This is a genomic window from Flavobacterium sp. W22_SRS_FP1 (assembly GCF_052113685.1).
Lineage (GTDB): Bacteria > Bacteroidota > Bacteroidia > Flavobacteriales > Flavobacteriaceae > Flavobacterium.
In genome coordinates, this window is the sequence record NZ_JBGQOE010000005.1 from 51,871 (window position 1) to 74,918 (window position 23,048).

The following is a 23,048-nucleotide window of genomic DNA, read 5'->3' on the forward strand; positions in this document are numbered from 1 at the left end:
ATATGTTACAAGTTTCCTATATCATTTTATTTCTATACGCCGTATCCATCCTATTGATATTTTTATATGGTTTGGCTCAATTTAATTTATTGATCAATTATCTAAAAAACAAAAAACAAATAGATCAGTCCGCCCAGTTTGACTTTTCTAATGGGGACGTATTTCCTCCAATAACAATTCAGCTACCCATTTTTAATGAGAAATACGTTGTGGAACGTTTGTTGACCACTATCGCAGCATTAGAATACCCGGGAGAAAAACTAGAGATTCAGGTTTTAGACGATAGCACTGACGATAGTGTTATTGATACAGCCCGTTTAATTTTAAAATTAGCAAGCACTGGATTGGACATCAACCACATCACCCGAAGCAACCGACTGGGTTTTAAAGCGGGAGCTTTAAAAGAAGGTCTAGTTACTGCAAAAGGAGAATTCATAGTGATTTTTGATGCCGATTTTGTTCCTCAAAAAAATTGGCTGCTGCGCACTATCCCTTATTTTAAAGATACAAAAATTGGTCTAGTGCAAACCCGTTGGGGGCATTTAAACAGGAATTATTCCGTGCTTACAAAAATACAGGCTTTTGCACTTGATGCACATTTTACACTGGAGCAAGTTGGACGAAACTCCAAATCTCATTTCATCAATTTTAATGGAACTGCTGGGGTTTGGCGGAAAACCTGCATTCTCGATGCCGGAAACTGGGAAAGTGATACCCTTACCGAAGATCTAGATTTGAGTTACAGGGCACAATTAAAAAAATGGAAATTTAAATACCTCGAACATATTGAAACACCCGCTGAACTTCCCGCCGTTATCAGCGCGGCACGTTCCCAACAATTCCGTTGGAATAAAGGGGGTGCTGAAAATTTCAGTAAAATAGCATCTCGAGTGCTACAGTCGGATACTATAGGATTCAAAACCAAAGCCCACGGTATTCTGCACTTATTAAACAGTTCTATGTTCTTGGCACTTTTTACTATGGCGATTTTGAGTATTCCAGTTCTTTTTATCAGACATGAATACGTGCAATTTGAATCCTTTTTCAATATTCTAATCTTTTTTATCATTACCTCCATTCTCTTTTTTATTAGTTATTGGGTTTCCTACAAAAGCATACATGGCGGCGGTAGCAAAAACTTCATTCAATATGTATGTTTGTTTGTTACTTTCTATACAATTGCTATGGGGTTTTCGTTCCATAATTCTGTCGCTGTTCTAGAAGGCTTGTGGGGTAAAAAAAGTGAATTTATACGGACTCCAAAACTGAATATTGAAGGCCTGAAAGACAAATGGAAACAGAACAATTATCTCTCTAAAAAAATATCTAAGAATGTATTTATCGAAGGTGCCTTGATGCTTTATTTCACTTTCGGGATCTACAGTGCTTTCTTATTGAATGACTTCAGCTTAGTGGCTTTACACGGTATGCTTTTCTGTGGGTTTGGATTTGTTTTCATAAAATCCATCACTGACCCACGATGAATTCTACCGTTACAAATAACCTAAAGTCATACAGCTACCTTGCAGCAAGTCTCGGCTTATATGGATATATTGCTTATATACTCGAACGAACCGATTTTGTAGCGCTTATCATTTCATATAGTTTGTTATTTTTATTGTTTTTTCAAATTATACAGCTTCAAAAGAATAGCTTTATTTTTCTAATTACTGCCACAATACTATTCCGATTAGTTTTCAGTGTGGCTTTACCAAATCTTTCTCAAGACTATTTTCGTTTTATTTGGGATGGTCGCCTGTTATTAGAAGGAATAAACCCCTATCTACATTTACCTAAGGATTTGATGGCTCAAAACGGTTTTACTTTGGCTAATGCCAAGGAGCTTTATACCGGAATGGGAAGCTTGAGTGCGAGTCATTACTCTAATTACCCTCCTATAAATCAATTGTTCTTTGCCATTGCTGCTTTTTTTAGTGCTAATTCTGTAATTGCTGCAGTCATAGGAATGCGAGTAATAACCATCATAGCAGATCTGGGAACTTTTTATTTTGGAAGTAGATTATTAGAGAATTTAGGGCTGAAAAAATACCGTATTTTTTATTATCTATTGAATCCATTGGTGATTGTAGAACTTAGCGGAAATCTTCATTTTGAAGGTGTGATGCTATTCTTTTTTGTTTGGAGCATGTATTTGCTGCACGAAAACAAATGGAAAACTGCTGCTGTGATTTTAGCATTATCTATTTCTGTAAAGTTGCTCCCTTTGTTGTTATTGCCCCTATTTTTTCAAAAGTTAGGCTGGAAAAAGGCAATCGTTTTCTACAGTATTGTTATTGGGGCTAATATTATTCTCTTTTTGCCTTTTCTTTCTTCTGAACTAATTCAAAATTACAGTGAGACAATAGGGTTGTGGTTTACCAATTTTGAATTTAACGCCAGTATCTATTATCTTATTCGTGAGCTTGGTTTTTGGATAACAGGCTATAATATTATTCATACCACTGGTAAAATCATACCTGTCCTAATGATTCTTTTTATCGTTTATAAAGCATTGATAGGAAAAAATAAAACGACTCCCGAATTGTTTCAAAGTTCCCTAGTGGTTTTAACAATTTATCTTTTTACGTCTACAACAGTTCATCCCTGGTACGTCATCAATTTAGTTTTGATTTGTGTATTTACAAAACACAACTATCCGCTGGTCTGGAGTCTTACCGTGGTTTTGAGCTACATCGCCTACTCCAATCCTGAATTTCAGGAGAACTTTTGGTTAATTGCAATCGAATATATACAAGTTATTGCTTATTTAATTTGTGAAAACACTAACTTTCCGCGCAACAAAAAAATAGTACATTTGGCGTAATTAAAATTAATGAAGCCTAAAGATATATGGATGTTACAACCGAAAACCCAAAAATGCTATTGGAAAATTGGGTCAATCAATTTAGCGACGAACTCTATTGTTGGGCATTCTACAAAACCTCTTCAAAAGAAACTGCCGAAGATTTAGTCCAAGAAACTTTTTTGTCGGCTTTTCATAAAATAAATACATTTCAAGGGAATAGTCAGCCCAAAACCTGGCTGTTTTCTATCCTCAATAACAAGGTAATTGACTATTACCGAAAGAGTGCTAAAACTACCAAAAAAACCTTTAGTTTAACTGAAACTAGCGGTGTCAACTTGTCCGAAGGCTTATTCAACACCTATGGCTGCTGGAACAGCAATGATATCAAAGCGATCTGGGAGCAGGAAGAAGAGTTGTTGGACAATCCCGAATTCAATCTAGTCATGCAGGAATGCATGAATGATTTACCCCATAAATGGAAAATAGCTTTGGTTTCCAAATACTTATCAGATAAGGATACTACTGAAATTTGTCAGGAACTGGAAATCACTCCGTCTAACTATTGGCAGATTGTACATAGATCAAAGCTGCTTTTGAGAAAATGTTTGGAAATGAAATGGGTTTAATAACGCTTTAACTTTAAATAAAATGCACATAGTAATGAGAATGCTGTTGAGGACCTGCAAAAAATCAACAGAGTTAATAGACAAACAAATGTTAACCTCCTTAACATTAAAAGAAAAAATGCAATTACAGGCGCACAAAGCCATGTGTGAAACCTGCAATGCCTATGAGCATCAGTCCAAACTAATTGATGCGCTACTTGGCCAATGGTTTGCTCCAAACCAAGCAAATGGAAGCATGCAAATGGTAAAAGCAAAGAAGCTTACCATTATTGAGAAATTAAAGAAAGCGTAACCTGAATTTTTTTACGCCAAAATATTAAAAAATGGCAGCGCGGTAAAATAAATAATAAACTGTAAAATAATACTTTCATACGAGAAACTCAGTTAGCCAGTTTTAAATGTTAACTTTAGCACTATGAAAAAAAACAAGCTTGCCATTTTAATCTTTTTCATCCTAATTATTAGTGGCTATTCCTTTTACAATGCGAATGATAAAACTGAAATTATTCGCCTTAAATACAATATGGAGTATAAAGGTATTAATTTAGTAGCTCCTGTTAAAAAACTGAATAATAGTACCTTTGAGTCTTTGAAAGAAAACAATATAAACGCTATATCCTTAATCCCATATGCCTTTGTAGATATTGATCAAGCTTCTGTATCCTATAATAATGAACGACAATGGTGGGGCGAAAGGTCGGAAGGAATCCGAGCAAGTATTCGTAAATCACATGAGTACAAAATGAAGGTAATGCTAAAACCACACCTTTGGGTCAATCATAATTTTTATACCGGTGACTTGGATTTTTCAAATGAAAAGGAATGGGAACATTGGGAAGCTGATTATGAAAAATACATTCTTGACTTTGCAAAATTAGCCGAGGAAGAAAAAATAGAGCTCTTTTGTTTTGGTACAGAGTTAGAAAACCCAATTGCTAAGCGACCGGAATACTGGATACAACTCATTCAAAAAATAAAAAAAATATATTCTGGTAAACTCACTTATGCAGCAAACTGGGATAGTTTTGAAACGATTCCGTTTTGGAATGAACTCGACTACATAGGGATCGATGCGTATTTTCCACTAGCAGTTGAAGAAACCCCTTCGATAGAAGCATTAAATGAAAGCTGGAAAAAACATATTGTAAAAATAAAAACTGTTCAGCAAAAAACAAACAAAAAAATACTCTTTACCGAGTTTGGCTATCGCAATTCCAATAAAGCTGCTGAAGCCCCTTGGACCGAAACTGAAACTGAAATCAATAATTTGGCTCAAGCCAATGGGTATGAAGCCCTTTTCCAGAGCTTTTCAAAACAACAGTGGTATGCTGGCGGATTTGCATGGAAATGGTATGCTGACGATTATTACAAGAAAAAGAATATTGACTACACCCCACAGGAAAAACCAGCTTTAGAAACACTAAAAAAATGGTATAAATAAACCTCAACTTATGAATTCAAATAGAACAAAACCAGTTATAGTCTTTGATGTAAATGAAACATTATTAGACATGGCACCCTTGAAAACTAATATCAATACCCTGCTCGAAGAACCACAAGCATTCCGAATTTGGTTTGGTATGGTACTGCACTATTCGCTAGTGGATAATTGTACGGATCAATATCACGACTTTAGTAATATTGCTGGAGCTGTACTTAAAATGACCGCAGCTTCATTAAATAAAACTGTATCTGACGAGGATATGAAAAAAGCACTGTCGGCAATTAAGACTCTGAAAGCCTATCCGGACGTGGAAAAAGGATTGACGCTACTACAAGACAAGGGTTTCAGGCTGGCTACATTGACAAACTCCCCTGAATATGCACTTAAAGAACAATTGACCAACTCAAATCTGACAAATCATTTTGAACTTGCATTAAGTATCGATGCCATAAAAAAATACAAACCCACTGCTGAAACTTATGTTTGGGCGGCTGAAAAACTCAGCGTGAAACCCGAGGAAATGATTATGATTGCCGCACACGGATGGGATCTGGCAGGAGCTGCCAATGCTGGTCTGGCGACGGGGTTTATAGCCCGTGAAGGACAGTCGTTATACACATTATCCAAAGGGCCTGATTATGAAGCTAGTGATATTTTAGCAATGGCAGAAAAATTAGTTGCTGCTTATAATGGATAAACTAGAAAAAGGTGAATTTTATGGAACACATTACAAAAAGTCAGCTTTTAAAAATATAATTGTTACAGATACTGAATACACACATGCCAAAGTGGACTGGCATTATCACGAAAACCCTTATTTTACTTATCTACTTCAAGGGAAATTATTTGAATCTAATAAAAAAGAATCTTATTATTTAGAACCAGGAAGTTTATTGTTTCACAATTGGCAAGATGCCCACTATAATATAAAATCTCCTGGATATACAAGGGGTTTTCATGTAGAACTCAACGAAGGCTGGTTTGCAAATTTTGATATTAAGGCAATAGCTTTTGAAGGCAGTGTTAATTTGAGAAGTCCACTAGTTAAGAACTTAATGAATAAAATATTTGTTGAAAGTAAAATAAATGATCAATATTCAAATTTAAGTATAGAAGCATCATTGATTGAAGTATTCAGTACCATAGTTCAACCCGTGGAAGAAAAAACAAAAAAACCATCATGGGTAAACAAACTGCAAGAGCTAATTTTAGAAGAAGAAATAGATTACTCTTTGAATAATTTAAGTTCAACTTTAGGAATACACCCAATTCACTTATCTAGAGAATTTAGTCGATATTTTGGAACAAGTTTAGGAAATTACATTAGATTACTTAAACTGAACAAAGCGTTTCACCTAATTACTTCAAACAAATTATCAATGACAGAAATTTGTTATCAATGCGGTTTTTACGACCAAAGTCATTTTATTACAAATTTTAAAAAAATCTATAATACCACCCCAAAAAAATTATTGGGAAAAATGTACTGATGTTAATTTTATACAATTTTTCCTTTTGTGAAGATTCTATTTTTACGACTGATTCAAAAATAATTAAAAATGAAATTTCAAAACAGCTTATTATTTTTTTTAATCCTTTTTTCGCTTGCTGTTTATACGCAGAATATGAAAGAATACACAGATGGCTGGGAGGGGGAAATAGAAAATTCTAAAACATTCAATTTAAAAGTAGAAATAGAAAATTTAGGATTTGAAGATGCACTATTCAAAATTTCAAACGATCATGCCATTATTAATTATCCATTTAAAACAAAAAATATTGAACGGATAAACATTCCATTTGCAGAAAATTTATTTTTTGAAGGCACAATTGCCAATAATGGCAAAGAAATAAATGGATTTATCAAATCTGGATTGCTTCTATATCACCTTAAGTTAATTAAATCAAAAAACAATTCCTTTGTAGGTGCATGGGATTTACTAATGGTGGACAAACTCAAGTCTCAAAAGTTTTATTTAAGTATTGAAAATGGTTCTGATAATGATTACCAAGCCTATCCTGTTTTTGGTGATAATCGCTTCACAGGTACTTGGTGCAATAATTTTCAAAAAAGCAAGAATCAAATATTATTTAGTGATGTTAAAACTGGATTGCAGTTTAAAGCAGAACTATTAGTTAATAATATTCAGTTAGAAATATTTTTGGGAAGCCATTTAATTACCCAAATAGATTTGATAAAATCCAAAACTGATTGGGTAATTGGCGGGTTCAGCACAGAAAATAAAAAATCAATTTTGCAACTTATTGAGATGGAAAGCCTTATTTCAAATGATTCATTGCCCAATACACATTCCGTCTTAATTTCTAGAAGTGGTAAACTTGTTTATGAAAAATATTTTGATGGTTACAATGCAAGTATTCCACACGACATGCGTTCGGCATCAAAAAGTATTTCTTCTGCGATAGTCGGTATTGTAAAAGACAAATCATTATTCAAAAATGTTGAGCAATCTATTTTTGATTTTTTGCCCGAAAAATATCAAACTCAAAAGGACAGTTTAAAAGAAAAAATAGATATTCAAAGCCTTTTAACAATGAGCTCAGGCTTAGATGCAATTGACTATGGAATTAATGCCAATCCAAAATCTCCTGCAGTTGAAGACAACTATCAAATGTCAAAGGATTGGATAGCAGCAGTTCTAAGTGCTCCAATGATAAATAGTCCTAATACAAAAGCAAATTATGGCTCTGCAAACCCATATTTACTTGGAATCGCAATGGATTCTTTAGTTTCAGAACCTTTAGAGATATTTATGGATAAAAATTTATTTCAAAAACTGGAGATTTCAAACTACATTATACAAACTGATTTAAATGGAAATGCATATTTTGGGGGAGGAATGTATCTTACTTCTAAAGATATGTTGAAGTTTGGAGAACTCTATCTTAATAAAGGAAAATGGGACTCAAAAAGAATAATCTCTGAAAAATGGACTAAAAGTTCTTTTGAAAATTATCGCGTTTTAGAAAACACGACGGATAAAAATGGGTACGGATATTTATGGTGGCATAATACATACCTAGCTCACGGTAAAGTTATTGAAGCAATTGAAGCTAGAGGAGCCGGAGGGCAATATCTTTTTGTTATTCCTTACTTAAAAACAGTTGTGGTTATCACATCTGGAAATTATAGAAATGGAAAAACGCAACAACCCGAAGCCATTTTTGAGAAGTATATACTACCTTATCTTGAAAACTAAAGCTAATTGGCAGCCGCGCTTATAAATAAATGTCGAGGTAAGGTTTTATTTATTCGGCTTAACCTGTAGTGGCAAACCAATTTGTGTGATAAATAAACCCAAAAAGAGCATTTGTTTAAAATAAAACAAACGCTCTTTTTTTGAACAAAATAATTAACCAATATTTATTCTGATTTTTGAAATAACATTGCTCCCGAGTTCATGCAATAACGCAAACCTGTAGGTTGGGGACCATCATCAAAAAGGTGTCCCAAATGTCCATCACAGCGGGCGCATACGATTTCACCGCGGACCATTCCTAAGCTTTTGTCAACCACTTCTTTTACTCTATCTTTATTTATTGGAGCGTAAAAACTAGGCCAACCCGTACCAGACTCAAACTTCGTCTCAGAGGAATACAAAGGCAATTTACAGGCGGCACAAAAATAGTCGCCTTTTTCGTGATTGCTATTAAATTCATTTTGAAAAGGACGCTCCGTTCCTTTTTCGCGCAAAATATAATACTGATTATCAGTCAATACCTTTTTCCATTCCGCATCTGTTTTTACGACTTTCTTAAACGTAGTATCGTTCAATGACAATACCGGTTGTTGCTTCGTAGATACTTGTGCTTCTGTGATTGCTTTTTCACTTTTATTTCCTTGCATACAAGCGATAAAGCTAAACGCTATTGCAGGCAGTATTAATAGTTGTTTATATAATTTCATGTCTTTACGATTTAGGTTTTAATTTTCCTTTATATGTTTTTATAAATTTATTGTATCGCGGTACTGAAACCCCTTTCACATATGGCTGGTTTGGGTTCTTTTTCACATAATCTTGGTGATAGGCTTCGGCTTCATAAAAATCAGAAACGGGTTTAACCTCTGTAACGATAGGATTAGAGAAAACTTTATTGGCGGTAAGCTCCTTAATTTTATCTTCAATAATTTTCTTCTCTTCTGCATTTTTATAAAAAGCAATAGAACGATAAGAAGACCCTCGATCAGGACCTTGCTGATTAGGAGTTGTAGGGTCTTGCGATGCAAAAAATACGTTAACTAATTCTTTAAAAGAAACGACTTTAGGATCATAGAAAACAGCAACGGACTCTGCATGACCAGTTGTATTTGAACCTACCAACTCATAGGAAGGGTTTTTAACGTTCCCGCCAGAGTATCCAGAAACGGCCTCCTTTACTCCTACAACAGCTTCAAATACATGCTCAGTGCACCAGAAGCAACCCGATGCGAAAACAGCAATTGCTTTGCCTTTTTCAGGTGCTAAAGACATTTTTTTTGTCTGTGCGTTACAACTTAAAATTGTAAATAACACGACTACATAACTTACTAATTTAATTTTCATTTGTTGTTGTTTTTATAAATGTTCCTTCACTCATTATATCCAAACAGTATTACAACCGTTTTTTAGACTTATTTGTTTCATTATTAATCTCTTTTGTAATATACGATTGATTTCTAGATCCGGTTTTGAAACAAGTCCTAAAATTTTGTTAGTTTTTAACGCTTAAGGTCTCCAGTATCTTTTCTTCAAAACCTTGTAGCGCTCTTATGGCATAATCCACTTTCTTTTTGGATTTAAATTTATACGATACTTCCAAAAAGTTTTTAAATGGTTTGTTGGGTTGTACAATAAGCGCATCGTTCTTTTTATAATTTACTTGAATAGGAATATCCTTGTAATACGTAAAATAGTCTGGATGCGTAATAACCCCTAGCGTTGAACAGTCAAAAGGAATAAATCCTCTAACACCAAAAAACATTTCGTTTTTCTCCATCCAAGGTTGCACGATATCAAACAACCACTTATCTGCCTCTTCATTCAAATCTAAACTAGCCAAATCAATATTCCCAATATGAGTATAGGAACTGGGTTCATAGCCAGCAAATACGAGCGGTATAGGAGAATTAAGAACCACATCCATTGACTTATTATCTAATTCATAATTATAATCAAACACATTCAGTTTTCCGTTTCCTGGATTAAATAGCAGACCAGGAGTTCTTGCTGCACAGATTGAAATTTTCTCAATTTGCGGAATAATATCAGGATGATTTTGGATCAAAGTAGCAATATTAGTCATAGGTCCTAGTGCTAAAATAGTCAACTCCTCTTTCTTTAAAGCATTATATAACGCTCTTGTTCCATCATTTTCAACGCCTAAATCATCCGCTTTTGGTGATCCTTTGTACACTGGAATTGCAGCCCCTTTGTTGTGCCATTTTAGTATCTTATTGATAACATCATAGCTATAATCAACATAAGTAATCGAGCTGATTCCTACAATTTCAATCTGAGCTTGTTTTAAAGCCATAATTAAGGTAACTCCATCATCTACTTCTCGTGGCGTCTTATCAGGCATCCCAATCATGATATCAGTGTCAAACCATACTTTAGTTTGCGCTTGCAATGATGCCGAGAACAATAAGGCGAAGGCGATTATTTTAATATTCATAGTATTTTTTTTTATTTTAAAATTAAATTTTGAGCAAACTCTAATAATGTAGCCTTTCTTTTTAAATCCATTTTTAAAGGCAATTGTGCAAGACCTATTAACCTGCGCATGATTTCAGCACCAATAAAACCGTTTAAAATTACGGCGTTTAAATCAACAAAAAAATGGTACTTTTCTTTTACAAAAGCAATTGCAGCATCCTCTTGTTGCGTTAAATACATGTGCGCTAATAGTACGCCTAAATCAAATTCGCGTAAGCCATAAAAACAAAACTCGGGATCTATAATCTTAATCCCATCAGCTGTTTTTAACCAGCTCCCGGGATAATAATCCCCGTGCAATAAATATTTTCCTTTTGACAAGTACAAGGAACCTAAATACTCCATTTTTTGTATTAATTCCGAGTCCTTTTTGTAAGGTAGAGCTAATGCTTGCAAACCCTCTTGAACGGTATCTAAATTAAAGCCGTTTTCTTCCCGAAAAGGATAGTCAAAAATATGTTCATAGTTCAATGTTCTCAGTTCTGTGTTAGTCAATTCGTCATCGACAACCGTTTTCTGAAAATTTTTATGCAAGCCATTCAAATAATGAACTAATTGAAGCAACTCTTCTTGCTTTATTTTTTGCTCTAAATCATACAAAACAGTATAATCGTTTGTTTTACCTAAATCTTCTAAAGCAATCAAATTATTAACCGCATCAATACCTAAAAGTTTTGGCATTAAATCTTGTACTTCCTGCGAGCTCGTGATCTTTTTATAAAAAGCGCCTTCATTAAGAACGCGTGTTGCAGGCGCTGGTATCTGCGGATATTTCTCCACGTAACCCCTGGATTGTTTAATAATAAATGACCGCGTTTCCGTTTCTATTCGCAAGACACAATTCATATTTCCCTCTCCAGGTTTAGACACTGAAATGATGGTTTCTTCCTCTTGCAACCATTTTTGTTGCTTTAAATAAGTGACCAATTCTTCTGGCTCATTTTCATTTAGTATAAACATATTTTACTTTTATTTTATATGGGCGTTCCCTCCAAAAAAAGGCGGGCGGGCTATCCGTTATATTCCTGATTAATAAAAACTACGGCTAAAAAAAAGCCTTGTTTTTCTAAATCGGGAGATGTCACTCCTATCCCTAACGCAAATTAAAAACCTCGAGACACAAATTCTATTTAGAATAAGTATCGTACTCCAAATTGAAACTGTCTCGGCGGAGATGCGTTTCTTTGTGTAAACAATCCACTAGCGCTCGAGCCTCCTTGTATTTGGTTACTTTGAGTAGCATTATTACTGTATCCGCTTAAGTTTTCGGCATTAAAAATATTAAAAATATCAGCACGTAATTCAAATTTATTATTTCCTGCAATCGTTATTTGGTGCTGCAAACCTAAATCAAAGGTTGTACTCCAAGGCAAGCGATCGTTGTTTCTGCTTTCGCCCGGAAAACGGTCACTGTTCCCTTGATAAGCATCCGAAAAGCTAGCGCCATCCCCATTTAAATCTGTTGTTCCAAAACCCAGAGGAATGCGATTTATGGGTTGGCCACTTTGCAATAAACCAGCCAAGGTAACCGTTGTTCCCTTGAACGGATAATAACTATAAATTCCATTAATATTATGCGTTCTGTCATTCACTGATGGTCCCCATTCATTAGCATAATTATTCCCATCCGAAGGCCTAAAGTTAATTCCGTCCGTATCATTTTTACTCGAAGACAACGTATAATTCAATCGATAGGTATAGTTATCGGTTCCTTTTGTTTTTTGGTAATTGAAACTCATGGCATAATACCTTGATTTCCCTTCATTCTCACTAACGATAACGTTTCTGGCGATGCCAGTGACTCTTTGCCCGTTGATTGTAGCACCTCCGTTAATGATTGGAATAGGCCTTGTTGCATCGGCTTCTGCCAGTGTTCTAATTACAACATTATTAGGATCAATTGGATATTCGGCCGCCGCATTAAGATTCCTCAATCGTGTTAGATTCTCCCCTCTGTTATGCACCAGATCTACAAAAAACAATCTTTCATCAGTTAACTGCAATTGGTAGCCTAAAGCAAATTCATGAGAGTACGCATTTTTATAGCCATTAGGGTTTAAAATTCTGCGTTCATTAGAAAATATATTTTCTCTTTGCCCTTGTAAATCACTCGCTGAAGGTCCTTGCAAATAATTCACTCCTGAGACAGAAGCAGCTAAGTTTCCGTTATAAGTAATTCGATCAATATTGCTATCCGCTGGCAAAAGACCCAATCTTTTCAATTCTTCTAGTTGTAATTTATAACTTTGAGACGTGGTGTTTTGTTGCAAAGCATCACTATAAACAGCATAATTCACCTTGTCGTAGGAGATTCCATAGCCACCACGCAAGCTACTAGAATTATCAAGTTTATAATTGAAATTAAATCGAGGCGCTAAGTTATTATAATCGCCTTTATCGCTTCCTCCTTTTGACAAATTATCATAATCATAACGCAAACCTAAAACAAGATTCAATCTATTAGTAACCGACCATAAGTCTTCGACATAAGCCGAGTAGATATCTTGATTAGTTCCAAAAGAGGCAGGACGCAATTCTACATTATAGTTTGAAACGCTTGCATCAAGCGGAATATCATTTACATTTAATGCTCCTCCTACTCCACGATTTTTAATAACATCGATCTGGTTTTGATTCAGCTTTACACGGTAATTACCTACTGGATTTCCTCCTCCAAATAATTGATGATCTCCCCTGATAAAATTCACACCGGCCTTAAAAGTATGATTCTCTGTATAATACTTAATTTTTTGCTGCAATTGTATGGTATTCTCAATCGCGTCAAAAACATAACCTGGATTCCCAATTACTCCTAAAGTTTCGTCATTCGTGCCTAAAACAGTTACTTGTGAGCTATTAGGGTTAAATGGGTTTGCATAATTCCATCTAAAACGGCTGTACTGCATATTCGTTTCTCCTGAAAAATCTCCAAATTTATAACTATTCTTCAAGGCTATTAAAATGCTATTTCGTTGCTGACTATTTCCTGCAGATTTAAAAGTAGAACCACCGTCGAGTCCACCGCCTTGACGTTCTACATTTATTACACCAACATTCGCTCGTAATGAAGAGTTAAAATTGGAATTCCAAATTTGGTCAATTTTTGACGAAAAATAATCAAATGTATTTGTTCCTCGCACTGTCTCTCTTACGCCCAGTTGCGGTACATTTAACAAATTGTCTTTTATGTCTGTAGTGTGTTCAAAATTGAAATAATAGAATGTCTTATCCTTCACTAACGCCCCACCTATACCCACACCTGCTTGATAACGGGCAAAACCATTTTTTACTTGGTTTCCTGATAAGTCTCTTTGGGCAAAACTGGATTTTCCGTCAATAGATGGACCTGGCCTATTAATAACGAAAACTTCTCCTGTAGTTTCATTTGAACCAGAACGCGGAGTAATATTTATGATTCCGCTTCCTGTTAAACCGTATTCAGCCGAAAAATTATTAGTAAGTACCGTAATATCTTTTACAAATCCGGATGGAATAGCAAATTTTTGTCCTCCAAGAAAACGCTCGTTGTTATCTAATCCATCAATTAGATAAGAAGTATACAAAGAGCTCGCACCATTGATACTCACATTAGGTGATTCCGGAAAGAAACCAGTGGCTTGCGATACATTGGGCAATCGAAAAAGAACCCTCGTTATATCACGTCCTTCTACTGGGATTTCTTGAATCTCTGCTGCTTTCATTTCAAAAGACACCTCAGCATCCCGACGATTAATTCTTGCACTAGCGCCTTTGGTAATCACGACTTGATTTAGCTCATTTGAATCTTTTGCTACTAAAACCAAAGTAATACTTGCTGCTTGATTCGAACGCACACTAATTAATTCTGATTTTTGCGCAACGTAAATTGCCGTTCCTTCAAAAATAACTTGGTATCCATCTAAGGCTGGAATTCCTCTAAAAGTAACTTTCCCCTGACTATTAGAAATTTGTTGGATACTATTATTACGAGAACTATTAACTAATAAGACTTCTAAATTGGCAATAGGTTTTTGCGTATTAAAATCTATGATGGAGACCGATAAGTCTTCTTGAGCGACAGCAAATGTGGTGGCACTCAGTAATAAAAACAAGAAAAATTGTTTCATTAAAGTATGATTTTGGATAAATAATTTTAAAATAAAGTGCTAAAAAACTACTCCAAAACAGGAGGTCCTTTATTAAAATTTAATCCAACAAACTTATAAGAATAGAATTTCTTTAAAAATCGGTTTAAAAAACGTTGACAAAATAATAACGAAACTAAACTGTTTTTAAAAACACTACAGAACGAAAAATCTTTGAGTACATTTTTGAAATCAGGTTTAGCATTTAGATCTCTTAAAGGAGAAAGTAGAATTGCTTGTCCTAAAGATAGATCTTTTAATTGCCTTAAAACTTGGGAAGTACGCCAATTTATTTTTGCAAATAATGCTGCATTAAAAACAGATTTTGAAACCCCAATTAAATAGGTGCCACCTTTACAATCTGGTCCAAAAACCCATTTGTTATTTTTTAGACCCAAAAATGCATTTTGCAAATGCGTTGCAGTAAGTCCGGGGCTGTCGTTTCCTATGACTATAACTTTTTCAAAACCCTTATCAAAAACAGACTGTATGGCATGACTTAACTTTTCTCCAAAAGACAATCCTTCCTGTGTCTTTTCATCCGAAATAAAATAAGGAAGGGCTGTTTTACTAATTGTTTGTAGAACTTTATTGTTCAGTTTTTGCCACAGCAAATCATTTTGCTTCTTTTGATAAGCTATAGGTTTCAAAGCGCTTTCTACCTTATTGCTTTGTGCAAAAAGTAGTATCGCTGTCGAAGAAGAATGTTTACAGTCCAAATTCATAAATAATACGACGTATAGAGAAGCTAATCCTGACGATAGCTTTCTGTTTTTTTTCTATTTATTGTTAACTATCATAGATACTATAGCGTATAAAAGTACACATTATAGAATAGAAAAAAACAGTTAAATGTTGTATTAATAAGTTTCCAAAAAAACAAAATATAATTTCATCTTAATGAAAACTACCCTAGCTCTTGATAGTTTTTTTTATAGTTCTTCCAAACAGAAATAAATTTTCAGAAATAAAAATAAATTCGATTTTTAAAATAATAGTAAAATATTAAAAATAACAACATACCCCCTATTTTTTTGGGGTATACTACTTATAAATAGGTTTATTTTAGATTAAAGCTATTTATTTAGCATCTAAATTTTATTAAAACCTAGATAAATTCATATTTTGTTTAAAAATCGATTATTAATACCGTGCTTTTTTTTGATTGAAATTATAGATTCCATATTATTTTTAATTGATTTTTATAAATTAATAATTCTTCATCATTTTAGTCAAAAAGTCAAATTATATTTATTTTTCTTAAATAAAAGTTGATAAGTTTGCCATTATAAACAACAAAAAGCAAATTAAATTCAAAAACAGTAATAATGTGTTTTTTTTTCTAGCACCAAATATTTTTTCAAAAAAAAATCAATAAACCAAAAAAGATGAAAGATTACACCAACAAATTAACAAGCAAAAACAATCAATTAACCAAAACTAAATTAAGCATGAAAAAAGTACTATTAAGTTTAGCATTAATGCTAACGGCAAGCGCAACATTCGCACAAGATACACCATTAGAAATTTCAGGTTCTGGTGACCTGTACTATAAGTATGATTTTTCTAAAACTGGAAACATACCGACGAGTTTTGCTTCGGACCAAAATTCACTTTCATTGGGTATGATCGATATTGCATTAAAAAAAACTACGGGTAAAACCTCTTTCGTCGGTGAAATTTCTTTTGGACCTAGAGGTCAATTCCAATCCATTTTAAACTCAGACGGAACTTATGATGAATTAGGTGCTAACTCATTCCACATCCAAAACTTATATGCTACTTACGCAGCAACTGATAAGTTAAGCTTTACAGGGGGTTTTATGGGAACATTTATAGGATATGAAGTAATTTCTCCATTATCTAACTTTCACTATTCAACTTCATATTTGTTTACCAATGGACCATTCCAAAATGCAGGGGTAAAAGCTACTTATGCAGTATCTGACAAAGTAGGTTTAATGGTTGGTGCATTTAATGATGCATGGAATTCGTACACTGCAGACGCATTTAAAGGTTTAAACGCTGTTGGAGCTCAGTTATCTTTAACTCCTACTGAAAACATCAGTGCTTACATCAACTTTATGGATGGCTCAGTAAGTGGTACCATTGTCGACTTAACCGCAACTTTCCAACTTTCTGATAAATTTTTATTGGGTCTGAATGCTGCTGATTATTCAAACGACGGTGATACGGGCTATTCAGGTCTTGCATTCTATCCATCATATGCAGTATCTGACAACTTTGGTTTAGGTTTACGTGGAGAGTATTTTGATTACAAAAAAGGTTCTGGAGACACATCAGTCACAGCACTAACACTTTCTGCAAATTTAAAATCCGGAGGATTAACCTTTATTCCTGAGTTTAGATTGGATAACAATTCAGACGAAGTATTTGTTGACTCCAAAATGGCCGCGACAAAATCTGCTTCTCAATTTTCTTTAGCAATGGTTTACGGTTTCTAATACCAACACAAAATATAGGGCTGATTCCAAATCAGTCCTTATATATCATTTATTTTTAAATAGGGTACTGTCACTTTCGGTTTCTCTTTATGAACCCAATCTTATTTAACTATTAAAAATTAGGAGGGAGTGAGTTTTACTCTTCAGAAATCAAGTTTAAAAAAACAATTTTATTATGAAAAAAATCGAAGCTGTTATTCGTAAATCAAAATTTGATGATGTTAAAAAAGCATTACATCAAATAGAAGTCAATTTCTTTAGCTATTGGGATGTTACTGGTGTAGGAAATGAAAAGGAAGGCCATGTCTATAGAGGAATAACCTATAGTACGACAGACATCCAAAGAAGATATATATCTGTAGTAGTTTCAGATCCGTTTTTAGAAAAAACCATTGATGCAATCTTAGAATCCGCTTATACCGGAATGGTAGGCGACGGTAAAATATTTGTTTCTGACATACAAGAAACGTATAGAATCAGGACTAAAGAAAAGGGAACAGATGCTGTAAGCTAATTCACTTTATAAACTAATAAATAAAAAAAATATATTATGGATACGAATGCTGTATTAGACTTAATGTGGGTAGTAATCTGCGGAATTTTAGTGTTTTTTATGCAAGCTGGGTTCACACTTGTGGAAACTGGTTTTGCAAGATCAAAAAACGCTGGAAATATAATAATGAAAAACTTGATGGACTTTTGCATCGGTACGGTCGGATTTTGGGCTATCGGATACACTATTATGTACGGAGATTCTATTGGATCTTTTATAGGAAATCCAAGCCTGTTTTTTGATAGCGTCGCAGACATGCACAGTTTATTTTTCCAAACTGTATTTGCAGCAACAGCAGCGACAATTGTATCAGGTGCAATCGCAGAAAGAACAAAATTCTCAACATACCTTATCTTCTCTTTAATGATGACGGTTTTTATATACCCTATTTCTGGGCATTGGGTTTGGCAAGGCGAAGGTTGGTTAACTAATTTAGGATTTATCGACTTTGCTGGATCAACAGTTGTACACTCTGTAGGGGGATGGGCTGCATTGGTAGCGGCTACTATGGTAGGACCTAGAATCGGTAAATACACTGATGGAAAGTCAAATGCGATTCCTGGCCACAACTTAGTTTTAGGATCACTAGGTGTTTTCATCCTGTGGCTAGGTTGGTTCGGATTTAATGCCGGTTCTCAACTAGCAATCTCAGGGGATAACGCCACTGCTGTTGCAGGTATCATTATAACAACAAATATCGCAGCAGCAACTGGGGCTTTGGCCGCCATGTTCGTTACTTGGTCTATATATGGCAAACCAGACATTTCAATGACTTTAAATGGAGTGTTAGCAGGATTAGTTGGCGTAACGGCTGGTTGTGCTGCAGTTAGCCCAGTTGGAGCAGCTTTCATTGGACTTATTTGTGGTGCTGTAGTGGTTTTCGCTATTGAGTTTATTGATAAAAAATTAAGAGTCGATGATCCAGTTGGAGCAGTTTCTGTACATGGAGTATGTGGCGCTTTAGGAACTTTATTAGTTGGTGTTTTCGCAACTGATGGCGGTTTACTTTACGGAGGTGGTTTCGAACAACTGGGTGTTCAAGCAATTGGTGTTATTGCTATTGGAGCTTGGGCAATGGCAACTTCTTTTATCGTTTTGTTTATCTTAAAGAAAACAATGGGATTGAGAGTCACCAAAGAAGAAGAGATAGACGGTTTAGATATTCATGAGCACGGTACAAATGTGTACAACGCCTAATTATATCCAAGTTTAAAACTTAAGTAATTTTTAAAAAACTAAAACCTGTAACATCGTATTTGTTGCAGGTTTTAGTTTTTATGGGCAGCACTAATTTTACTAATTTTTAGCCAAAAAGATCTTCTAGTTTTTGATTTGAAATCACAGATTTATCTTGCCGCAGAATATCATTTTTTTCTGCAAATTCGTCATTTTTTTTAATCAACAGCCATGCATTTTCCTGTTTTCCTTTCAATTTAACTAAGCTGAATTCACCTTTCAACTTATTACCTTTTAGAACAAAATTAAGATGTCCCTTGATTAAACCTTCATTGAATCTGTTCTCTACCTTTTCAGGGTTCTCTGCTAGAGTATAGGCTCCGTAATCCCAAACAATCACTTTTCCTGCACCATAATTCCCCTCAGGAATAATGCCTTCAAAGTCTTTGTAAGAATAGGGATGATCTTCCACCATAATGGCTAGTCTCTTGTCAGCTGGATTCATTGACGGCCCTTTGGGAATAGCCCAGCTTTTTAGAACTCCTTCCATTTCCAGACGAAAATCGTAATGTAAATGAGATGCCGCATGTTTTTGAACAACAAAAATTAATTCATTTTTGAGACTCCCAATTTCAGCTTTTGGCTCATTGGTGGAACTAAAATTACGCTTCTCTGAATATTTATTCAATGACATAACAATTAAGATTATCGTAACTGATTTAAGTAAGAGCTACTACTATTACTTATAATTGTATTTGCACTGTAGAATTTTAATAAGATTATCGAAAACTTAAAACGATTTTTAATTTTAACCGTTATCCTCCTCTAAATTATTGTGGTTATCACCTCCTATGCTGTAATGGTTATTTTCCTCGTCTTCACTACCTAGACCTTCCATCGCATCATCTAACTCAGAACCTGGAATGTCCAAATCCCCACCAGCCATATCCTCTTCAAAGTCTTTTTCATTCAATTTACTAAGGTTGTTGACTTCAAGGGGAATCTTTTTTTTGCTAATATCAGCTGGATTGATTTCTCCCTCCTTGTGCAACTTGCTGTAAATGTCTTCACTTGGTGGATACGATAAAGAATCCGGTACTACATTTTTATCTTTTAAAACTTTATTGTCAGCTACGCTATCTTCTTTAACATCTTTCTTTTTCATTTTTTTAGGTTTTAAATTATTAATAGGTAAAACACTAAGTTAATGATTTCGATGCAAAAACGAAAAATAATAGATAGTAAAAAGCTCTATAATTCTTCTCTTTAGCGAGTTCGTTTATGATTTATACCTTTTTAAGACATGCAATAATACCTTAGCCCTTCTTCCTGTCTTAAAATACCCCAGCATTAAAAAAAAATAGCGCCTTCTAATAATCCAAACTGATAAATGATTAACTTTAAGGTAATTGAGTAGTGATAACTTAAATACGGAAAATCATGAGCGCATTAGAAAAAAAGACGATTCTAATAGACCATAGGCTAATAAGCGCAAGTCTTCCAAAAAAAAGTACTCGATAGTTTCTTTGCAAATATTTTTATCGTAATATTGCAATATAAATATATACCGATGGGAATTACTAAGACAGAATATTTTACGGAAGAACAAAACGAATTAACCGTCTTGATAAAAGCCATAGGACATCCAGCAAGAATTGCCATAATACAGCACCTCATTAAGGTGAACAGTTGTGTATGTGGTGATATTGTTCACGTTCTTCCTCTTGCTCAGGCTACTGTTTCCCAACATTTGAAAGAATTAAAAAATGCAGGAATCATAAAAGGGAACTTGGAAGGAAATGCTATTTGTTATTGCTTGAATGAAGAAGGCTTCAAGAAACTTAAAGGCTTTTTCGAAAATATCGATTCTTATTTAGAAAACAAAAATAATCAATGTTGCTAATTGTTAAAACTACCAATCATGAAACTATCAGAAATTAAAAAACAGCTGAGCACATTAGAGAATGTTGCTTTTATATTACCAAATGGCACGTATGTACCAGAACACTTTCATGTTACCGAAGTGGGCTTGATCACTAAAAACTTTATCGACTGCGGTGGTAAACAAAGAAAAGAAACGGTAGTAAATTTCCAGTTATGGGATGCCAATGATTTTGAGCACCGTTTGAAACCAAAAAAACTCTTGGATATTATTGAATTGTCTGAAAAAATATTAGGTATAGAAGATTTTGAAATAGAAGTAGAGTACCAAGCAGAAACCATCGGTAAATACGATTTAGGTTTTAATGGAAAAGATTTTACTTTGCTAAACAAACTTACAGCTTGTCTAGCAGAGGATCAATGCGGTATTCCGCAAGAAAAACAAAAAGTAAAATTAACCGAAATATCAAGTCAAAACAACAGCTGCACCCCAGGCGGAGGTTGTTGTTAATATAAATTTACTATTATAATGATGCCATCAAAAACACAAATTTTCCCGACAATCGAAAGGGAAGTACTATCCTTTCATCCAGAAAATATTGCGCAAGAACGTAAGGCTGTTTTACAGCCGCTTATCGATTATATCCAAATTAAAGCAAGTAACCAAGAAGAAATAAGACTCAACTTCATCTGCACACACAACTCAAGAAGAAGCCATTTGTCTCAGGTCTGGGCACAAACTGCCGCATCCTATTTTAATATCAGCAATGTGTTTTGCTACTCAGGCGGTACCGAAGCCACTGCTTTGTTCCCCATGGCTGCTCAAACATTGGCCAAATCTGGATTTAAAGTAAAAACTCTTTCTGAAGGAAATAATCCTGTTTACAGTATAAAATATACGGATAACGAACATCCAGTTATTGGCTTTTCTAAAACCTATGATGACGACTTTAATCCCCAAGCTGAATTTGCAGCAATTTTGACTTGCTCCCAAGCGGATGGCGGTTGTCCATTTATCGCTGGTGCCGAAAAAAGGATTGCCATCACCTTTGAAGATCCTAAGGCTTTTGACAATACTCCCCAACAGGCAGAAAAATATCATGAGCGCAGCATGCAAATTGCAACTGAACTCTTTTACGTATTCTCACAAATTAAAAAATAAATATGTCGGCAAATAATTGTGCTCCAGCAGCAGAAAGAAAAAAATTAGGTTTTTTAGATAGTTATTTAACGCTTTGGATTTTTCTTGCCATGGGATTGGGGATTGCAATTGGAAACTTTATCCCGTCCAGTGGAAATTTCATCAACTCCTTTTCAAGCGGAACTACAAATATTCCGCTAGCTATCGGATTAATATTAATGATGTATCCCCCACTTGCCAAAGTAAAATATGAGCAAATGGGAAAAGTATTTAAGAACACAAAAGTACTTGGAGCATCACTTTTTCTGAATTGGGTTATAGGACCTATACTTATGTTCTTCCTGGCTTTATTTTTCTTAAACGGTTATCCTGAATACATGGTAGGAGTCATTCTTATCGGGCTTGCCCGTTGTATAGCCATGGTGGTCGTTTGGAACGATCTTGCCGATGGAGATAGAGAATATGCGGCAGGACTGATCGCCTTAAATAGTGTTTTTCAAGTATTGCTTTATAGTGTTTATGCTTACATTTTCATCACCGTACTTCCACCCTACTTTGGCTATACAGGTTTTGAAGTAAACATTAGTATAGGTCAAATTGCGGAAAGTGTTGGTATCTATTTAGGTCTTCCTTTTGCATTAGGAATCATCAGCCGATACGCTCTTATTAGTTTAAAGGGAGAAGATTGGTTCCAAAATAAGTACGTACCGTTTATTTCTCCAATTACCCTGATCGCTTTGTTATTTACCATTGTGCTAATGTTTAGTCTAAAAGGCGAACTAATAGTACAAATCCCGATGGATGTCGTTCGTATTGCAATTCCTCTCGTAATTTACTTTACAATCATGTTTGTCATTAGCTTTTTTACAGGGAAATATTTTGGAGCCGATTATTCCAAGAGTACCGCCATTGCCTTTACGGCCACGGGAAACAATTTTGAATTAGCGATCGCAGTTGCTATTGGTGTTTTCGGGATAAATAGCGGACAAGCGTTCGCCGGAGTTATCGGGCCACTAGTTGAAGTCCCCGCCTTAATAGCCTTGGTGAATGTCGCCTTTTGGTTCAGAAAAAAATACTATCCCTCTACAACCTAGTTTTAATAAGGTACGTAAAGT

At 34.7% G+C, this 23,048-nt stretch carries 23 protein-coding genes; 15 read left to right on the forward strand and 8 right to left on the reverse strand.

Annotated features, from left to right (window positions below):
* Positions 1-2 precede the first annotated feature (2 nt).
* From ACEN2H_RS04530 to ACEN2H_RS04565, 8 genes are all read left to right on the forward strand, one after another.
* Positions 3-1,484, forward strand: coding sequence for a cellulose synthase family protein (locus ACEN2H_RS04530; protein ID WP_441730827.1), 1,482 nt, complete (start codon positions 3-5; stop codon positions 1,482-1,484).
* On the forward strand, positions 1,481-2,824 hold the full coding sequence (locus ACEN2H_RS04535) for a glycosyltransferase 87 family protein (protein WP_441730829.1): 1,344 nt from the start codon (positions 1,481-1,483) through the stop codon (positions 2,822-2,824). Before ACEN2H_RS04530 ends, ACEN2H_RS04535 begins: the two co-directional genes overlap by 4 nt.
* Positions 2,825-2,850: 26 nt before the next feature.
* Complete coding sequence (locus tag ACEN2H_RS04540; protein WP_441730831.1) at positions 2,851-3,432, forward strand: sigma-70 family RNA polymerase sigma factor; 582 nt, start codon at positions 2,851-2,853, stop codon at positions 3,430-3,432.
* 22 nt (positions 3,433-3,454) lie between these two features.
* Positions 3,455-3,724, forward strand: a complete 270-nt coding sequence (locus ACEN2H_RS04545; protein WP_441730833.1) for a hypothetical protein — start codon at positions 3,455-3,457, stop codon at positions 3,722-3,724.
* A 123-nt stretch (positions 3,725-3,847) separates the two neighbouring features.
* Positions 3,848-4,873: a glycoside hydrolase family 113 gene (locus ACEN2H_RS04550; protein ID WP_441730835.1), complete on the forward strand. Its 1,026-nt coding sequence runs from the start codon at positions 3,848-3,850 to the stop codon at positions 4,871-4,873.
* 10 nt (positions 4,874-4,883) lie between these two features.
* Positions 4,884-5,573, forward strand: a complete 690-nt coding sequence (locus ACEN2H_RS04555) for a haloacid dehalogenase type II (protein ID WP_441730837.1) — start codon at positions 4,884-4,886, stop codon at positions 5,571-5,573.
* Positions 5,566-6,366 carry a helix-turn-helix domain-containing protein gene (locus ACEN2H_RS04560; protein ID WP_441730838.1) on the forward strand — a complete coding sequence of 267 codons (801 nt, stop codon included), beginning with the start codon at positions 5,566-5,568 and terminating at the stop codon, positions 6,364-6,366. The genes ACEN2H_RS04555 and ACEN2H_RS04560 overlap by 8 nt, the downstream gene beginning before the upstream one ends.
* A 69-nt stretch (positions 6,367-6,435) precedes the next feature.
* Positions 6,436-8,097 carry a serine hydrolase domain-containing protein gene (locus ACEN2H_RS04565; RefSeq protein WP_441730840.1) on the forward strand — a complete coding sequence of 554 codons (1,662 nt, stop codon included), beginning with the start codon at positions 6,436-6,438 and terminating at the stop codon, positions 8,095-8,097.
* Between the two features lie 164 nt (positions 8,098-8,261).
* On the opposite strand, the gene msrB is transcribed toward ACEN2H_RS04565, so the two are convergent.
* The 6 genes from msrB to ACEN2H_RS04595 all read right to left on the reverse strand — a co-directional run bounded on the left by msrB (position 8,262) and on the right by ACEN2H_RS04595 (position 15,442).
* Positions 8,262-8,804, reverse strand: a complete 543-nt coding sequence (gene msrB, locus ACEN2H_RS04570; RefSeq protein WP_441730842.1) for a peptide-methionine (R)-S-oxide reductase MsrB — start codon at positions 8,802-8,804, stop codon at positions 8,262-8,264.
* A gap of 4 nt (positions 8,805-8,808) precedes the next feature.
* Positions 8,809-9,441, reverse strand: a complete 633-nt coding sequence (gene msrA / locus ACEN2H_RS04575) for a peptide-methionine (S)-S-oxide reductase MsrA (protein ID WP_441730844.1) — start codon at positions 9,439-9,441, stop codon at positions 8,809-8,811.
* Positions 9,442-9,589: 148 nt separating this feature from the next.
* The gene (locus ACEN2H_RS04580) at positions 9,590-10,552 is read right to left on the reverse strand and encodes a nucleoside hydrolase (RefSeq protein ID WP_441730846.1); all 963 of its coding nucleotides are present in this window, start codon (positions 10,550-10,552) and stop codon (positions 9,590-9,592) included.
* An 11-nt stretch (positions 10,553-10,563) separates the two neighbouring features.
* Entirely contained in the window at positions 10,564-11,553 is a 990-nt protein-coding gene (locus ACEN2H_RS04585) for a phosphotransferase (RefSeq protein WP_441730848.1), read from the reverse strand.
* Positions 11,554-11,723: 170 nt separating this feature from the next.
* Complete coding sequence (locus ACEN2H_RS04590) at positions 11,724-14,699, reverse strand: TonB-dependent receptor domain-containing protein (protein ID WP_441730850.1); 2,976 nt, start codon at positions 14,697-14,699, stop codon at positions 11,724-11,726.
* 47 nt (positions 14,700-14,746) lie between these two features.
* The gene (locus ACEN2H_RS04595) at positions 14,747-15,442 is read right to left on the reverse strand and encodes a TIGR04282 family arsenosugar biosynthesis glycosyltransferase (protein ID WP_441730852.1); all 696 of its coding nucleotides are present in this window, start codon (positions 15,440-15,442) and stop codon (positions 14,747-14,749) included.
* 726 nt (positions 15,443-16,168) lie between these two features.
* Here ACEN2H_RS04595 and ACEN2H_RS04600 point away from each other — a divergent pair.
* The 3 genes from ACEN2H_RS04600 (at position 16,169) to ACEN2H_RS04610 (ending at position 18,932) form a co-directional block, all read left to right on the forward strand.
* Positions 16,169-17,182: an outer membrane beta-barrel protein gene (locus ACEN2H_RS04600; RefSeq protein WP_441730854.1), complete on the forward strand. Its 1,014-nt coding sequence runs from the start codon at positions 16,169-16,171 to the stop codon at positions 17,180-17,182.
* 175 nt (positions 17,183-17,357) lie between these two features.
* Positions 17,358-17,696: a P-II family nitrogen regulator gene (locus ACEN2H_RS04605; protein ID WP_007138429.1), complete on the forward strand. Its 339-nt coding sequence runs from the start codon at positions 17,358-17,360 to the stop codon at positions 17,694-17,696.
* A 36-nt stretch (positions 17,697-17,732) separates the two neighbouring features.
* Entirely contained in the window at positions 17,733-18,932 is a 1,200-nt protein-coding gene (locus ACEN2H_RS04610; RefSeq protein ID WP_441730856.1) for an ammonium transporter, read from the forward strand.
* Positions 18,933-19,038: 106 nt separating this feature from the next.
* Here the strand turns inward: ACEN2H_RS04610 and ACEN2H_RS04615 are convergent, their stop codons facing one another.
* Both ACEN2H_RS04615 and ACEN2H_RS04620 read right to left on the reverse strand, forming a co-directional pair.
* Positions 19,039-19,605 (reverse strand): DNA polymerase ligase N-terminal domain-containing protein, encoded by a 567-nt coding sequence (locus ACEN2H_RS04615; protein ID WP_441730858.1) that lies wholly within the window; start codon positions 19,603-19,605, stop codon positions 19,039-19,041.
* A 114-nt stretch (positions 19,606-19,719) separates the two neighbouring features.
* Positions 19,720-20,076 (reverse strand): hypothetical protein, encoded by a 357-nt coding sequence (locus tag ACEN2H_RS04620; RefSeq protein ID WP_441730860.1) that lies wholly within the window; start codon positions 20,074-20,076, stop codon positions 19,720-19,722.
* A gap of 405 nt (positions 20,077-20,481) precedes the next feature.
* Here ACEN2H_RS04620 and ACEN2H_RS04625 point away from each other — a divergent pair, with 405 nt between their 5' ends.
* Genes ACEN2H_RS04625 through arsB form a run of 4 tightly spaced genes read left to right on the forward strand, consistent with a single transcriptional unit; the run spans position 20,482 to position 23,027 of the window.
* Positions 20,482-20,814, forward strand: a complete 333-nt coding sequence (locus ACEN2H_RS04625; protein WP_441730862.1) for an ArsR/SmtB family transcription factor — start codon at positions 20,482-20,484, stop codon at positions 20,812-20,814.
* Positions 20,815-20,832: 18 nt separating this feature from the next.
* Positions 20,833-21,303, forward strand: coding sequence for a DUF6428 family protein (locus ACEN2H_RS04630; RefSeq protein ID WP_441730864.1), 471 nt, complete (start codon positions 20,833-20,835; stop codon positions 21,301-21,303).
* Positions 21,304-21,321: 18 nt separating this feature from the next.
* Entirely contained in the window at positions 21,322-21,954 is a 633-nt protein-coding gene (locus ACEN2H_RS04635; protein WP_441730866.1) for an arsenate-mycothiol transferase ArsC, read from the forward strand.
* Between the two features lie 2 nt (positions 21,955-21,956).
* Entirely contained in the window at positions 21,957-23,027 is a 1,071-nt protein-coding gene (gene arsB / locus ACEN2H_RS04640) for an ACR3 family arsenite efflux transporter (RefSeq protein ID WP_441730868.1), read from the forward strand.
* Positions 23,028-23,048: the final 21 nt, after the last annotated feature.

What these genes read in the sequence shown, in the direction of transcription:
- ACEN2H_RS04530 (WP_441730827.1), top strand. Translation starts at nt 3, where the DNA reads ATGTTACAAGTTTCCTATATCATTTTATTTCTATACGCCGTATCCATC.
- ACEN2H_RS04535 (WP_441730829.1), top strand. Translation starts at nt 1,481, where the DNA reads ATGAATTCTACCGTTACAAATAACCTAAAGTCATACAGCTACCTTGCA.
- ACEN2H_RS04540 (WP_441730831.1), top strand. Translation starts at nt 2,851, where the DNA reads ATGGATGTTACAACCGAAAACCCAAAAATGCTATTGGAAAATTGGGTC.
- ACEN2H_RS04545 (WP_441730833.1), top strand. Translation starts at nt 3,455, where the DNA reads ATGCACATAGTAATGAGAATGCTGTTGAGGACCTGCAAAAAATCAACA.
- ACEN2H_RS04550 (WP_441730835.1), top strand. Translation starts at nt 3,848, where the DNA reads ATGAAAAAAAACAAGCTTGCCATTTTAATCTTTTTCATCCTAATTATT.
- ACEN2H_RS04555 (WP_441730837.1), top strand. Translation starts at nt 4,884, where the DNA reads ATGAATTCAAATAGAACAAAACCAGTTATAGTCTTTGATGTAAATGAA.
- ACEN2H_RS04560 (WP_441730838.1), top strand. Translation starts at nt 5,566, where the DNA reads ATGGATAAACTAGAAAAAGGTGAATTTTATGGAACACATTACAAAAAG.
- ACEN2H_RS04565 (WP_441730840.1), top strand. Translation starts at nt 6,436, where the DNA reads ATGAAATTTCAAAACAGCTTATTATTTTTTTTAATCCTTTTTTCGCTT.
- msrB (WP_441730842.1), bottom strand. Translation starts at nt 8,804, where the DNA reads ATGAAATTATATAAACAACTATTAATACTGCCTGCAATAGCGTTTAGC.
- msrA (WP_441730844.1), bottom strand. Translation starts at nt 9,441, where the DNA reads ATGAAAATTAAATTAGTAAGTTATGTAGTCGTGTTATTTACAATTTTA.
- ACEN2H_RS04580 (WP_441730846.1), bottom strand. Translation starts at nt 10,552, where the DNA reads ATGAATATTAAAATAATCGCCTTCGCCTTATTGTTCTCGGCATCATTG.
- ACEN2H_RS04585 (WP_441730848.1), bottom strand. Translation starts at nt 11,553, where the DNA reads ATGTTTATACTAAATGAAAATGAGCCAGAAGAATTGGTCACTTATTTA.
- ACEN2H_RS04590 (WP_441730850.1), bottom strand. Translation starts at nt 14,699, where the DNA reads ATGAAACAATTTTTCTTGTTTTTATTACTGAGTGCCACCACATTTGCT.
- ACEN2H_RS04595 (WP_441730852.1), bottom strand. Translation starts at nt 15,442, where the DNA reads ATGAATTTGGACTGTAAACATTCTTCTTCGACAGCGATACTACTTTTT.
- ACEN2H_RS04600 (WP_441730854.1), top strand. Translation starts at nt 16,169, where the DNA reads ATGAAAAAAGTACTATTAAGTTTAGCATTAATGCTAACGGCAAGCGCA.
- ACEN2H_RS04605 (WP_007138429.1), top strand. Translation starts at nt 17,358, where the DNA reads ATGAAAAAAATCGAAGCTGTTATTCGTAAATCAAAATTTGATGATGTT.
- ACEN2H_RS04610 (WP_441730856.1), top strand. Translation starts at nt 17,733, where the DNA reads ATGGATACGAATGCTGTATTAGACTTAATGTGGGTAGTAATCTGCGGA.
- ACEN2H_RS04615 (WP_441730858.1), bottom strand. Translation starts at nt 19,605, where the DNA reads ATGTCATTGAATAAATATTCAGAGAAGCGTAATTTTAGTTCCACCAAT.
- ACEN2H_RS04620 (WP_441730860.1), bottom strand. Translation starts at nt 20,076, where the DNA reads ATGAAAAAGAAAGATGTTAAAGAAGATAGCGTAGCTGACAATAAAGTT.
- ACEN2H_RS04625 (WP_441730862.1), top strand. Translation starts at nt 20,482, where the DNA reads ATGGGAATTACTAAGACAGAATATTTTACGGAAGAACAAAACGAATTA.
- ACEN2H_RS04630 (WP_441730864.1), top strand. Translation starts at nt 20,833, where the DNA reads ATGAAACTATCAGAAATTAAAAAACAGCTGAGCACATTAGAGAATGTT.
- ACEN2H_RS04635 (WP_441730866.1), top strand. Translation starts at nt 21,322, where the DNA reads ATGATGCCATCAAAAACACAAATTTTCCCGACAATCGAAAGGGAAGTA.
- arsB (WP_441730868.1), top strand. Translation starts at nt 21,957, where the DNA reads ATGTCGGCAAATAATTGTGCTCCAGCAGCAGAAAGAAAAAAATTAGGT.